This window comes from Actinacidiphila polyblastidii (genome assembly GCF_036353415.1).
GTDB classification, from domain to species: Bacteria; Actinomycetota; Actinomycetes; order Streptomycetales; family Streptomycetaceae; genus Actinacidiphila; species Actinacidiphila polyblastidii.
On sequence record NZ_JAZEWV010000040.1, the window covers coordinates 13326 to 27394 of the forward strand.

8 protein-coding genes are annotated in these 14069 nt (G+C 73.5%); 6 read left to right on the forward strand and 2 right to left on the reverse strand.

Annotation, left to right across the window (positions count from 1 at the left end; genetic code table 11):
• Positions 1-157: 157 nt before the first annotated feature.
• On the reverse strand, positions 158-5515 hold the full coding sequence (locus V2S66_RS29710) for a GH92 family glycosyl hydrolase (RefSeq protein WP_330799833.1): 5358 nt from the start codon (positions 5513-5515) through the stop codon (positions 158-160).
• 505 nt (positions 5516-6020) lie between these two features.
• Between V2S66_RS29710 and V2S66_RS29715 the strand changes: the two genes are divergently transcribed.
• Complete coding sequence (locus V2S66_RS29715; RefSeq protein ID WP_330799834.1) at positions 6021-7217, forward strand: MFS transporter; 1197 nt, start codon at positions 6021-6023, stop codon at positions 7215-7217.
• 81 nt (positions 7218-7298) lie between these two features.
• Here the strand turns inward: V2S66_RS29715 and V2S66_RS29720 are convergent, their stop codons facing one another.
• Positions 7299-7805 (reverse strand): hypothetical protein, encoded by a 507-nt coding sequence (locus V2S66_RS29720; protein ID WP_330799835.1) that lies wholly within the window; start codon positions 7803-7805, stop codon positions 7299-7301.
• Positions 7806-8078: 273 nt separating this feature from the next.
• Between V2S66_RS29720 and V2S66_RS29725 the strand changes: the two genes are divergently transcribed.
• The 5 genes from V2S66_RS29725 (at position 8079) to V2S66_RS29745 (ending at position 13597) form a co-directional block, all read left to right on the forward strand.
• The gene (locus V2S66_RS29725) at positions 8079-9575 is read left to right on the forward strand and encodes a sensor histidine kinase (RefSeq protein ID WP_330799836.1); all 1497 of its coding nucleotides are present in this window, start codon (positions 8079-8081) and stop codon (positions 9573-9575) included.
• Positions 9572-10384, forward strand: a complete 813-nt coding sequence (locus V2S66_RS29730; RefSeq protein WP_330799837.1) for a hypothetical protein — start codon at positions 9572-9574, stop codon at positions 10382-10384. The genes V2S66_RS29725 and V2S66_RS29730 overlap by 4 nt, the downstream gene beginning before the upstream one ends.
• Complete coding sequence (locus V2S66_RS29735) at positions 10381-12252, forward strand: hypothetical protein (RefSeq protein ID WP_330799838.1); 1872 nt, start codon at positions 10381-10383, stop codon at positions 12250-12252. Before V2S66_RS29730 ends, V2S66_RS29735 begins: the two co-directional genes overlap by 4 nt.
• A 31-nt stretch (positions 12253-12283) precedes the next feature.
• Positions 12284-12637, forward strand: a complete 354-nt coding sequence (locus tag V2S66_RS29740; protein ID WP_330799839.1) for a nuclear transport factor 2 family protein — start codon at positions 12284-12286, stop codon at positions 12635-12637.
• Between the two features lie 132 nt (positions 12638-12769).
• Entirely contained in the window at positions 12770-13597 is an 828-nt protein-coding gene (locus V2S66_RS29745) for an NAD(P)H-binding protein (RefSeq protein WP_330799840.1), read from the forward strand.
• Positions 13598-14069 lie beyond the last annotated feature (472 nt).

A 14069-nucleotide genomic window follows, 5' to 3' on the forward strand; every position in this document is an offset into this window, starting at 1 on the left:
GCGACACGCCGCGTCCGTGGTCCCGCGCGCCGGCCGCCCGGAGCGCGCAGGCCGCACAGAACGCGACGCCGCCGGCGGGCGGGACCCCGGTCTCCGGGGCCGCCCGCCGACGGCGTCGGCGGATCGAGCGGGCTCGCTCAGGGCGGGCCCGGTTTCGCTACGCGGTCGTACCTCCCGGCGAGGGGCTCGCCGTAGGGGTCACCAGCGGGTGGTGCGACGGCGCCGAGGGGTGGTCGGCGAGTTGCACGGTGGCCGTCGCGGGTGTCCGCGAGGACGCGCCCGTGGCGGTGACGGAGTACCGCCCGGGACGCGTGCCGCGCGGCACGTCGAGGGACGTGTGGAAGGTCCCGTCCGCCGCCGCCTTCACCGTGACGGTCGCCGAGGGGTACGTGCCGAGCCTGACGGTCACGCGCTCCCCGGCGGTGAATCCCGTGCCGGTGACGGTGACCGAGATCGCGCCCTTGCCGCCGGAGACCGCCGACGCGGCCAGCGACGGGTGCGCCGCCTCGCGCGAGACGGTCACGGTGAAGGTGCGGGTGACGCTCGACAGCGTGTCCCACGCGGTGACGTGCACGGTGTAGGTGCCCGGCTGCTGGTAGGTGTGCTGGGCGCTCAGCGCGCCGGACGCGCCGACCGTGACGTCCTCGGGCACCGAGCCGTCGCCCCACTGGACGGCGGCATGGTAGCCGGCCGTTCCGGGAAGGCCGCCGCCCACCGCGCCGAGGTCCGCCGTCAGCGCGTGTCCCGCGGTGGACTTCTGGTCCTGCGGGGCGGTGGTCGTCAGCGCGGCGGCGGGGGTCCCGTCGTCGGCGACGGCGAACACGTGGATCCTGCCCGAGGTGCCGGGGTCTCCGGTCTGGAGGGGCAGGGTCACCGAGACGAGCGTCTTGCCCGCCGGGATCCGGTGCGGGGCGGTGGCGAGCAGGAACGGGTGCGCGCTGTCCTTGCTCGCGCCCTGCAGCCGGTACGCGGGCGCCGCGACGACGATGTTCCCGAAGGCGGGGGTGCCGTCGGCGTGCCCGCCCAGTGTCCAGTCGCTCAGCTGGATCGGGATGCCGGCGGTGCTGCCGTCGCTGAACGTCCCGGTGGCGGTGGTGTTCTGGTTGCCCTCGGTGCCGGCGCCGACGAACGAGATGCTCCCGGCGTCGGCCGGCAGGTTCAGCGCGATGGTGCGGCCGTTGCCGGTCGCGTCGTCGGGCTGGCCCGCGTCGGTGGCCGGCAGCGTGAAGTGCAGGTCGGTTCCCGGCACTTGCTGCTGCTTGCCCGGGGTCACGCCGGCGGCGGCCAGCGCCGTGCGGGAGTACCCGTAGCCCACGGAGTCGCAGTTCGCCGCGACCACGGCGTCGTCGCCGAGGCAGACGGTGTCGAAGGCCGTGGTGAGGGCGTCGGCCGGGGCGTAGGAGACGTCGACGCCGACCGTCGCGGAACCCTGGCTCTTGCCGTCGGTCGCGGTGACGCTCGCCTGGTAGTAGCCGGGCTTGGCGTAGGTGTGCGACCCGCTGACCCCGTACACGCCCCGCGAACTGCGGGCGACGACACCGGTGGTGGCGGCTGAGCCGTCACCCCAGTTGATCGTGGCCTGGTAGCCGGAGGCGGCGCCGCCGGCGAGGGTCGCCACCGGGACCGACAGCGCGACGCCCGAGGTGGCGTGCACCGCGCTCTGCGGCGCGCTCACGCTGACCGCGCCGCCGCCGAGCTGGACGTCGCCGCCCGCCAGCAGTTCGATCTCGGCGAGGTTGGTCTGCGCGGCTCCCGCGGTCCTGGTGACCGCCAGACGGAACTGCGCGAAGCGACCCGGCCTCGCGACGGTGAACGGCCTGGTCTGGTCGCGCCAGGGGAAGACCTCGCCGTGGCGGGAGTCCACCGTGGTCCAGGTGATCCCGTCGTTCGACCCCTGGAGCTTCCAGTCCTGCGGATCGCCGGTGCTCGCACCCGAGGTGAGGGTGTAGGTCGTCGGCGTCTGCTTGCCGCCGCGGTAGGCCCAGGTGACCTCGGGCGTGCCGGAGGCGAAGGTCGTCTGCGTGGTCGACGTGTCGTCGAACAGCTTCGACGCGTCCTGCCCGCCGTCGGCGGTCGCGGTGCCCAGGCCGGGGCCGGTGGTGTCCTGCAGCGGCTTGGGAGCGGTGCTGCCCTTGGTCAGGGACGGCGGGGCGTCCTTGCTGCCGGTGCCCCACGACGACGGGTTCGGGCCCATGGTGAAGTCGATCGTCCCGCCGTGCGCGAGCACCGACGAGTCGATGGACGTCTGCTGCTGCGCCTTGCCGTTGACCTTCAGGCTCTGCACGTAGACGTTCCTGGTGCTGTTGTCCCGAGCGTTGACGACGATGTCACCGCTGGTCCTGTGCACGGTCATCCTGGTGAACTGCGGCGATCCGACGGCCCAGTGGGACGAGCCGACCTGGAGCGGGTAGATGCCGAGCGAGCTGAGGACGTACCACGCCGACGACTCGCCGTTGTCCTCGTCGCCCGGGTAGCCTTGGCCGATCTCGTCGCCCACGTAGAGCCGCTGCATGATCTCCCGGACGAGCGCCTGGGTCTTGGCGGGCGCGCCGGCGTCGTCGTACATGTACGGGATGTGGTGCGACGGCTGGTTGCTCATGCCGAGCTGGCCCATCCGCACCGCGCGTGCTTCGAGCATCTCGTGGATGGTGCCGCCGTAGCCGCCGGGGTGGTCCGCGTTCTCCGGGGTGGCGAAGAACTGGTCGAGCTTCTGCTCCAGGCCCTTCTTGCCGCCGTACAGGTCGGCGAGGCCCTGACCGTCCTGCTGCGCGGTGAAGGCGTAGTTCCAGCCGTCGGTCTCGGTGTAGACGCCGCCCCAGTCCAGCGGGTTGCCGGCCAGGAAGTCACCGCTCGCGGTGCGTCCCTCGAAGAACTTCGTGTCGGTGTCGAAGAGGTTGACGTAGTCGCGGGCCCGCTGCAGGAAGTAGTCCGACTCCTCCTTGATGCGGGCGCGCTCCGACGTCGGCGTCTTCGGGTCCTTCGCGAGGGCCGCGCCCATGTTGCCGATGCCGTAGTCGCTGATGAAGCCTTCCAGCGCCCACGACACGGACTCGCCGGTGGTGGTGGGGGTGTAGCCGAGGAAGATCGAGGACTCGATGCCCTTGCGACCCACCTCGCTGCGCCCGGAGGCGACGGTGGCGTCCTTGACCGCGGCGTCGTAGGCGGCGAGCGGGTCGGGCAGCTTGACGCCGTTGAGGTACGCCTCGGCGACCGCGTTGTCCGCGCTGGTGCCGGTCATCAGGTCGGCGTAGCCGGGCGAGGACCAGCGGGCGATCCAGCCGCCGTCGCGGTACTGCTGCACGAACCCGTCGGCGATCTTCGCCGCGATGTCCGGGTACAGCAGGGAGTACGCGGGCCACACCGTGCGGTAGGTGTCCCAGAAGCCGTTGTTGACGTAGATCTGCCCGTCGACGACCTTGGCGCCGGTGGTCGTCGCCGTCGCGGCGCCGGCCGGCGCCGACACCGGGCTGGCGTACTGCCAGTGCGGCTGGGCCGCGGTGCCGGTGTTCTCCGACTGGGAGTTCGGGTACAGGTTCAGCCGGTACAGGTTGGAGTAGAGCGTCACCAACTGCGTCTGGCCGGCGCCGGCCACCGAGACGCGGCCGAGCCGCTCGTTCCACGCCGCGGTCGCGGCCGTGTGGATCTGGTCGAAGCTGTGGCCGGTGACCTCCAGGTCGAGGTTCTTGCGCGCCTGGTCGGTCGAGAGGAAGGAGGTGGCGATGCGCATCGTCACCTGGCGGCCGGCGGAGAGGTCGAAGGTCGCGGAGGTGGCGGCGGAGGCCGTCGGCGCGCGGTCGAAGGCGCCGGAGACGAACATCCGGCTGCGCCCCGCGGACAGGCCGCTGCCGTTGTCGACCCAGCCGGTGAAGGTGCCGTCGGCGCCGATGCTGAAGGTGCCGTTGAAGAAGACGAGGCTTCCGGTGTCCTGCCCCGCGGGGAAGGTGAACTCCATGATGCCGCCGTGGTCGGTCGGCGACATCTGCGCGACCAGGCCGTCCTGCAGCGTGACCCGGTACAGGTCGGGCCGCGCGGTCTCGTCGGCGTGGCTGAAGGCGAGCGCCCGGCTCGCCGGCGATCCGGTGAGCGAGCCGCCGCCCGGCACCGGCATCACCGACATCTGGTCGCGGTCGCCCATCCACGGGCTCGGCTCGTGCGAGATCGCGAGCCCTTGCAGCATCGGCAGGTTGGCCGCGTTGTTCGACTGCTGGTACGCGTACTCCCAGGAGTTGGACGACGCGTCGGTGACCGGCGTGAAGAAGTTGAAGCCGTTCGGCACCGCCGCGATGGGCAGGTTGTTGCCGCGCGAGAAGGAGCCGGAGGCGTTGGTGCCGCGGCGGGTGTCGACGTAGTTCGTCAGGCTGGAGCCGTCGATCGGGGTCGGCGACGCGGTGACCGCGATGTCGTCGACCCAGCCCTGGAAGCGGGTCGCCGCCTTGGCCTGCGGGTCGTCGTAGGAGAGCAGGACGCGGTCGATCGTCTTGCCGCGGGCGACCTTGCCGATCTGCGAGGAGACCGCGTTCCACTGGTCCGCGTAGAGCACCTTGGAGGCGCCCTGGCCGGCCGCGGTGAGCGCGTAGCCGTGACTGTCGACCGGCGACAGCGCGCTGAGGTAACTGCCGTCGGTGAAGTGCAGGTTCACGGCCGCGTAGGTGGACGGGTACTGGGCGTCCTGGCCGGTGAACTCGGGGAAGATCTTGTAGGACAGGCTGGTGTCCTCGCCGACCGGGATGTTCACGTCGAACAGCCGGTTGGTCGAGGACGAGGGGCCGTCCGCCTCGGCGCCGCCGGAGTACCGCAGCGAGGCGGTGCCGGTGAAGCCGGCGCTCGACTTCATGTTGTAGCCGCTGACCGGGCCCGTCCCGACGGCGCTGACCATCGGGGTGGCCGGGGGCTCGGTGTTCGTGCCGTCGCTGATGTCCCAGTCGGCGAGCTGGATCAGCGAGTCACCGGAGTTCGCGGTGACGTCGAGCCGGTAGTACGCGTACGCGGTGGTGTTGTCGAAGCTGAAGGTGTCGGTGGCGAATCTGCCGCTGAAGGTCACCCCGGTCCGCTTGTCCAGGTCCGTCCAGGCGCTGCCGTCGTCGGAGCCCTGGAGGGTGAAGTCCTTGGGGTCGCGGGTCGGCGAGTCGTTCGCGGAGGTCAGCGAGTACGTCACCACCGCGGCGGGCTTGGCCAGCTGGTAGTCGACCCAGCCGGTCGGGGTGAACGCCAGCCACTTCGTGGACGGGTTGCCGTCCTTGAGGTTGACGGCGACCTCGCCCGGCGGGTTCTCGGCGCTCGCGGTGACCGCGCCGACCTGGCCGAGCAGGCTGCCTGGCAGCCCCGAGGGGCTCGAACCGCTCAGGTTCTTCCGCAGCGGGTCGCCGTGCGCGTCCACCTCGGTGGTGCTCGCGGCGGGTTGCGGTTCGGACGACTCGAACGACGAGCTGAAGTCGCCCTGCGGCGCGGCCGCGTGCGCCGCCGGTGCGGCGGCGAGCGCCAGCGCCGGCAGCGCCAGCGCCGCAGCCGCGCTCACCCACCGTCTCAAGGACAGCAGGCGGGCTTGGGGGTGATGTGACACAACAGGGCCTTTCGGTACGGGAGATGCCGTGGGGTGCCGCGCCACGGCCGCTGCGGGGCGCGGCAGGCGGGGTACTTGGTTCATGTGACGACTCCACGAGCGGCAACGGGCTCGCGGAGGGCGCACCCGGAAGGAAATCGCCGCTAGCGTGAGCCCGATTGGACAACGTTGTCAAGACCCTTGAAGGCAGAGAGCCGATTCGCGGCGCGCAGGTCGGCCGGGTGTTCCGACCGTGCGGCGTGGCGCCGGGCGGTCCGCGTGGTGGGCAAGGGGTGGGTGCGGCCGCTTCCCCGCGCACGGCGCACGGCGGCCGGAGCCGGCCGGACCTGCGGACCGTCGGCGGGGGCACACCCGTCGGCACGCCGGGTTCCGCGGAACCCGGCGGGACGCCGCACCGTCCGCCCCGCCGGGGCAAGGGGCAGGTGGGCCGTACCGGGCTCTCGACTCTAGAGTGACCGTCATGACGACCAGCGGCGTGAGGAAGCAGCCGGTTCGCCCGTGGTACCTCCTTGCGGCCGCGGTCTTCGCGGTGGGCATGGCGGGCACCACCCTGCCCACACCGCTGTACGGGCTCTACCGCCAGGAGATCGGCTTCTCCGAGTTCATGGTGACGGTGATCTTCGCCGTCTACGCGGTCGGGGTGATCACGGCGCTGCTGATCGCCGGCAACTTCTCGGACCTGCTGGGCCGCAGGCCGGTGCTGCTCACCGGGCTGGTCCTGTCGATGCTGAGCGCGGTGTGCTTCGTCTTCGAGGGCGGACTGCCCGCGCTCTTCCTGGGGCGCCTGCTCTCCGGCTTCGCCGCGGGCCTGTTCAGCGGCGCGGCCACGGCCGCGGTGACCGAGCTGGCCGCGCCGCGGGACCGGGGCCGCGCCGCGTTCACGGCCACCGCCGCCAACATGGGCGGCCTGGGGTGCGGTCCGCTGCTCTCCGGGCTGCTGGCGCAGTACGCGCCCCATCCGCTGCGGCTGCCCTACCTGGTCCACCTGGGGCTGCTGGTCCTGGCCTGCGGAGCGGTCGCGGTGCTGCCGGAGCCGGTGGAACGCCCTGATCCGCGACCGCCGCTGCGGCCGCAGGGCATGGTGGTGCCGGCCCAGGTGCGGGCCGTGTTCGCGCCCGCCGCGCTGGCCGTCTTCGCCGGGTTCTCGGTGCTCGGCCTGTTCACCGCGGTGACGCCCGCGTTCGTCTCCGGGTACCTGGACGTGGACAACCTCGCCGTCACCGGCGCCGTCGTCCTCTCCGTCTTCCTCGGGTCGACGGCCGGGCAGTTGCTGACGAGCCGGGTCGGCCCGTCGCGCGCCCTCCCGCTGGGGTGCACCGTCCTCGTCGGCGGCCTGCTCCTCATCGGCGGCTCCCTGCTGGCGGAGTCCCTCGGCCTGCTCGTGGCCGGCGCCGTCGTCAGCGGGACCGGCCAGGGCATGGCCTTCCGCGCGTCGGTGGCGGCCGTCAGCGGCGCCGCCCCGCCCGAGCAGCGGGGCGCGACGATCTCCGCGCTGTTCACCGCGGCCTACGTCGGCATCTCCCTGCCCGTGGTCGGCATCGGCGCGGTCGCGGTGGCGGTGGGCCTGCGCGCCGCGGGCGTCATCTTCGTGGGCTGCGTGATCGTCATGTCCGGAGCGGTGGCCGTCCACCTCGCGCGCCGGCCGGCGGCGGCCTGAGCACGCTTCGGCCCCGGGCGGCGGGCCGCCGGGCACCGAGACACCGCCACCGGGGCAACGCCACCGGGACGCGCGGCGGACTCAGGCGCGCAGCGCGGCGAGGTGGTGGGCGCGGGCCTGGACGGCCGGCTCCAGGTCCGTGACCCGCTCGAACGCGAGGTCGCCGATCGTCCCTCGGCCGCAGGCCAGCAGGTGGACGGGACCCTGGTCCACCCGCAGCGACCAGGACGAGTCGGGGAGCGCGGCGAAGGCCGCCGGCGCCGTCGTGCCGCCGACCGCGACCGCGACCGGCTCGGTCGGCGCGGCCACGAGGGCGGCGGGCACGTCCGGGCGGAAGTCCTGCCCCGGCAGGTCGTGCCAGGTCGTCACCCGGACGTGCGCCAGGCCCGGCTCCCAGGGGCCGTAGATCAGCGTCACCGCCTGCAGGGAGCCGTCCACGCGATGGCTCTCCCCCAGCGCGCACGGCGAGAACCAGGGGCTCCGCAGCTCGTACACCGGATACGGCGTGTCCCGGAAGGACTGCCTCAGCTGCGCGTCGGCGGCTTCCTGAAGGAGCCTCACCCGATCGCCGGGCTCGCTGCGATGCATGCCTCCAGGGTGCCAGTGCGGGTCGGCCGCGGGTAGGGGACCTTCCGCGGGGGGCTCCGCGGGCCCGGCCGCCGCCCTCCCGTCCGTCCCCCGTCGGCCCGCCCCCTCGTCGTCCGCGCGGACAGGACCTCCGCAGGCCACGCGGCCCCACTGGCGGTCCGCTCCCCACCCGCCCCCGCCGTCCCAGCCGCCCTGGCAGGGATCGGCGTCCGCCCGGGACCGTAGGAGATTTCGTCACCGCGCCGGGGTCCCGGTGCGTCATCGTGGTAACGCATGCAGCACCGTGCCGGCTTGGAGGCGCCGTCCATGGAGTGGGGCAGGGGGAAGCCGCGCCGCCGGCCGGCGGATCGGCAGGCGGATCGGCAGGCAGCGGTCGACGCGCGGCCGGCGGACCACGACGCCGACGTCGTCTTCGAGACGGCGATCCACGCCGCGCGGACGCTGTGGCGCTGGGGGTGCTGGGTCCGGCTGGCCCTGTACGGCGCCGCGGCGGTGCCTGCGCTCGCGTGGTCTCCGGCGGCCGGCCTGCCGCGCATCGTGCTGTCGCTGCTGCCGGGGGCGTGCGGTCTGGCTCTCGCGTTCGGGCACAGCTTCTCCGAGAAGCTGCCGCTGCTCGCCCGGCTGCCCGCCGCCGGGCCGCTCGTGCGCCATCTGCTGAGCGTGCGGGAGAAGGCGTCGGTGGACGCCTCGGGGCTGCTGGAGGGCGTCGGCATCCTGCTGGCGACCTGGCTGTTCGTGGGGCCGCTCCCGCTGTCCGGCCTGCCCGCGCCGGCCCGTACCGCCGGGGTCGCCCTGTGCATCGCGTACAACTGGGACGCGGTGCTGCAGGCGGTGATCGACGCGGGCTGGTACTCCGTCACCGCCGCGCCGACGCGCGGGATGCGGGTCTTCCGCTGGTTCATCCCGCCGGTGCACGGCCTGCTCCTGGTGGCCGTCCTGTGGCCGTGGAGCGCCGCGGCGGCGGAGGTGCCGGCGGGGTTCGTGGCCGCGCTCACCCTGTCGCCGCTGCTGTTCTACGCGGTGTGGGCGATGTTCGCCGCCATGCTGCGGGCCGCGGTGCACACCGCCGTCGCCCAGCACCGGCTGGCCCGGTTCAACAGCGCCTCCGCCGTGCACAGCATGCTCAAGAACAGCGTCAGCGTGCTCGCGCGGTACGCCGAGCAGGACGATCCGCCGCCCGACCTGGGCCATCTGCGCTCGCTGTCCAGGGAGGTGCTGGTCGGCATCGAGGAGGCCCGGCAGGCGATCATGAGGGCCGACCCCGACAGCCAGTCCGGGTCCGTGCGCGAGGTGTGGATGCGGCTGGAGCCGCTGATCGCGCACGCGTGGCGGGGCCGGCACGAGGAGTGCGAGCTGTCCGGCGACGTCGACGTGCGGCTGACGAGCACCGACTACCAGCGGGTCCGGTCGCTGATGTCGGATCTCATGATGAACGCGCTCAAGGCCCAGGCGCGCCGGGTGCGCGTCGAGTTCCTGGTCCAGGACGCCGAGCGGCCCGAGCTGTGCCTGCTGCGGGTCTCCGACGACGGGGAGCGCTTCCCGCCCGGCGCGGCGCGCAACCCGCTGACGAGTCTGAAGGTGCAGGACATCCTGCTGGGCCGGTACGGAGGGGGAATCGACGTGGTGGACGACGGCAGGTGGAAGCACGTCGCGGCGCGCTGGGGGTGCCCGCCCGGCATCGTCCGGCCGGTTCGGGCCGCCCGGCCGGACGACTCACCGCTCGATCCGCTGCCCGATCCGCGGCAGCGGACCGCCGGCAAGGGGGCGTGAGCGCCGTGCGCATCATCGTCGTGGACGACGCGGTGGCCGCGGAGGACTCCCTCGCGCTGGCGCTGGCCACCGCTCCCGCGCCGGCCGACGGCCGCGCGCACCAGGTCATGGGCGTGCGCAGCCCGCGGGAGCTGCGGCAGCTCCTCGCCGTGGACCGCGGCTTCCAGCTGGCCATGGTGGACCTCGACTTCGGGCCCGGCAGCCCGGAGACCGGGCTGGTCGCGCTGCGGCTGCTCGACGAGGCCGGCATCCCCTGCGTGGTGTGGTGCGCGGACATCGACGAGAACCGGGGGCTGCTGCTGCTCGCCGCCTTCCACTACTTCGAACCGTGGGCGCTGGCCTCGAAGGCCGGCCCGATCGCCGACGTCACGGGGCTGGTCGCGGCGATGGAGCAGGGGCTGCGGCCCGGCCGCGGGCTGGCCGAACGCTACCGCCCGGCCCGTGGCGGCAGCGGCCCCTCGCTGCTGGAGCGGCTGGTCGGCAGCACCACCCAGCTGGACATCTGGCGGGCGCTGACGGTGTTCTCCTCGCGCCCGGAGGTCGCCGCCCGCGCCAAGGTCGCGGAGAGCACCCTCGACCGCTTCCTGCAGGACCGCTACGCGCCGATGCGGGAGGCGGAACACCGCCTGGTGGGCGCCTCCCCCGACCTGGAGCCCCGCACCGACGAGCGCAACCGGGCCCGTATCGCGCCTCTGCACGCCTTCGCGGTGCGGCACGCCAACTTCTTCCGCGACGGGGAGGTCGAGCAGATCGTGCGCGGCCGCTACCGGCGCGGTCCGGCGCCCGGCACCGGGACGGCGGCCCGGTGACGGTCCTCGGCGGCCTCGCCGCCCTGCACGGCGGCGGCCCGGCCGCGGCCGGGGTCCCCGCGTGGCCGGGTCCGCTGCGGCCGCTGCTGTCGGCCGGGCCGTTCGTCGCGGCGGTCGCGGCCTTCGTCATCTCGCCCGGCGTCCATGTCCTGCTCGCCGCCGTGCTGGAGGGCCGCCGCGTGCGGGTGCGGCAGGAGTTCACCGCGGTGGTGTACGGCGATCCGCTGCTGGCCGCCGCCTGCGGTCTGGGCGTGCTGCTCGCCCCCACGGGCCCGCCGGCGGCCATGGCGTGGGCGGCCCGTCCGCCGGGCATCCTGCTGCCGGCGGCGGGGTGGCTGGCGTACGGGGTGGTGCAGTGGGCCGGGGAGCTGCGCCGCGGCTTCTACACCTCCGCGCAGGCCTGGTCGCCGACCAAGATCTGGCACCAGCTCGGGGTGTACCCGCTGCTGTGGGCGGTGGCGGGCAGCGCCGGTCTGGCAGGACTTCTCAGCCCTGCGCACGGCGGTGGGCCGGTGGCCTGGCGATGGGCGGCGAAGGCGGGCATCGCGCTGTGCGTGGCCGGGTGGGCGGCGCTGAACGTGTACGACCGCGGCCACCCCCGGCTGGGCCATCCCCCCTTCGTCTGGCGCCGGTTGCGCCCTGCGCCGCGCCCCTGGCCGCCCGACTCCACGACGCTGCGGGCGAATCGGGCGGACGACCGGTACGACGGGCTCCGCAATGAGGACATCTCCTCACCTCCGCGGGGGGATATGAGCGGCATGTCGGGGAGATCTCGGGTCCGCCCGGACATCCCGGTCCGCACGATGGAAGTGTCACTGCCCCATGACCCACGACCCATGACAGGACCACTCCGTGAAAGGACGGTGGACAGCATGACGACACAGCGGGGGGACGCCGATCCCGATCGGCAGCGGGAACGGCACGACGCGCGGCGGCGGGTCAACCGGCTGCTGGCCGCCTTTCTGGCGGCGATCCCGTTCGCCGCCGTCCTCAACGTGTTGCAGGACTGGCTCGGCAACGGCATCTCCAGCTCGCAGACCGGCCTGCTGGCGGGCGTCCTGGCGCTGCTCGCCTTCCTGGTGTACGCCGCGATGACCGCGTCAGCCGACACCGCCGACGAGGGCCGGACGACCCGCGCGGCGCTGCGGGAGCTGCGCGACCACGTGGACGTCTCGTTCGACGAGTTCCGGGACCGCACCGGCGCGTACATCAAGTACCTGCCGGCGCGGCGCGGTCCGGAGTCGAACCACCTCCAGCAGGCCGAGGCGCTGTACCGCAAGGCGGGAGAGGTGATCGACAAGGCGCAGGACGGCGACGAGATCCTGGCGGTCAACTCCTTCGTCGAGGTCTTCCACCAGCGCTCCGATCCGGCGGTCGAGCGGCTGCAGGAGGAGTACCTGCGGCGGATCGAGAACCGGTTCCTGCACGGGGTCGCCTACCACCGGCTCATCCAGCTGCCGTCGCTCGACGTGCTCGACCGGCCGTCGGTCTTCCTCTCCGACTCCGTCGAGCCGAGCTACCTGCGGCACTACCGGCGCGTCATCAGCCTGAAGACCGACGCTCCCGGGCAGGGGGTGTCGCTGGACGCGGTCACCGCCAAGTACCCGATGTCGTTCGTCGTGGTGAAGCGGAAGAACAACGGACGCAACACCGGCGGCACCATCATCCTGCAGGTCAACGAGCACATACCGGTCAACGGCGTGCCGGAGTCCGCGCACTTCCAGCTCACCGGCATCCACATCGTCGAGGACACCAAGGGCGACGTGGTGAACCACTACCTCGACTGGTTCAGGGAACTGCAGCACGGCCAGCGGTCCCTCACCCACGACGACCTCCGTTCCCGGGACGACCAGCACCCCGTTGCCTGAAGGCCCGCCGTCCGAAGGAGACGCGACCGCCGTGGACCCCCACGAGCACCTGGTCCTGCGGCTGTTCACCCTCATCGACGGCCACGACTGGGAGGCGCTGCCCCAGCTCTTCACCCCCTCGGTCTGCTACGAGCGGCCCGGGTACGCACCGATCTGCGGCATCGCCTCGCTGCTCGCCTTCTACCGCGGCGAACGCGTCGTCGCGGACGGCAGGCACCTGATCCGCGGCTGCCTGGGCAGCGGCTGCGAGGTCAGCTGCTGGGGTGAGTTCAGCGGCGTCTCCCGTTCGGGCGAGCCGCTCCACGAGACGTTCGCGGACTGGTACTGGATCAGCGGCGGGCGGATCAGCAGACGCAAGACCTTCTTCTACCGGCCCGCCATCTGACGCCGCCCGCCGCCACCCGCCACCCGCCGGGCGCCGCGACGCCACGACGCGCCACGGAGATCCACCCGGCAGGCCGTAGGGCCGTAGGGTGGACGGGCCGTCAGGCGAGTGGTCAAACGGGCAGGGGGAACGATGTACGTGGTGACCGGTGCGACCGGCAATGTGGGCTCCGAACTCGTCGCGGCGCTCGCCGCGGCCGGACAGCGGGTGCGGGCCCTGGTCCGCACCCCGCGTGAGGTGCCCGGCGCCGAGACGGCCGTCGGGGACCTCAACCGCCCCGAGACCCTCGAGGACGCGCTGTCCGGTGCGCAGGGCCTGTTCCTGATGCCGGGCTACGAGGGCCTTCGGGACACGCTGGCGCTCGCCGCCGACGCCGGGGTCAAGCGGGTGGTGCTGCTGTCCGGCGGCTCGGCAGCGGGCGGCGACCTCACCAACGCGGTCGCCCGCTACATGATCGAGTCCGAGCAGGCGGTGCGGGAGTCCGGCCTGCCCTGGACCTTCGTCCGCCCCACCGCCTTCATGTCCAACGCCCTCCGCTGGAAGGACCAGTTGGCGGAGGGGGACGTGGTGCGGGTCGCCTTCGCCACGGTGCGCGCCGCGCCCGTCGACCCGTACGACATCGCGGCCGTCGCGGCGCGGGCGCTGATCGACGACGGCCACGAGGGCGTGATCCACGCGGTGTCCGGGCCCCGGTCGCTGCTGGTGGACGAGCAGATCGCCACGCTGGGCCGGGTGCTCGGCCGCGACCTGCGCTGCGTCGGCCTCACCGACGCCGAGGCCAGGGCCGAGATGGAGGCCGCCATGCCGGTCGCCTACGTGGACGCCTTCTTCAGCTTCTACGTCGACGGCACTCTCGACGAGTCACGGGTGCTGCCCACCGTCGAGCAGGTCACCGGCCGGGCGCCGCGCACCTTCGAGGAGTGGGCCCGCCACCACGCGGCCGCCTTCCGGCGGCCCTGACGCCGAGCCGCCTACCGGGGCGGGGGGTGGCTGCCGGCGGACAGGTCGCCGGGGTCGAAGCGGGCCTCGACCACCGCCAGGCGCTCGCGGGTCGCCTGAGCCGCGCCGCCGCCTCGGCGATGGCGCGGTCCGGCGGGCACCGGGCCGCGTCACCCGCTCGCAGAGTCGCCGATTGCGCCGTCCGGGGGTAGACCGGAGGGGTGGGACTGCCCGCGGCCGGCCCGACGTCGGACGCACAGGAGGTGACCGCGGTGACGGAGTGCGACGGAGCGCAGTTGCGCGTTTCCGCGTCTCCCATCACGTGGTGGAGGAGGAAGCGGCGGAGGATCTCGCACGCGAGGTGCTGAACAGCGGCACGTCCTTTCGCGGGCGGCTGGTGCGGGCCCGGCCCCCTGGCTTCCAGGGCCGCGGGGCAGGGCGAGGGCACGGCGTCCAGCGCCGCGCTGATCGTCAGCGAACCGGTCACCGACAC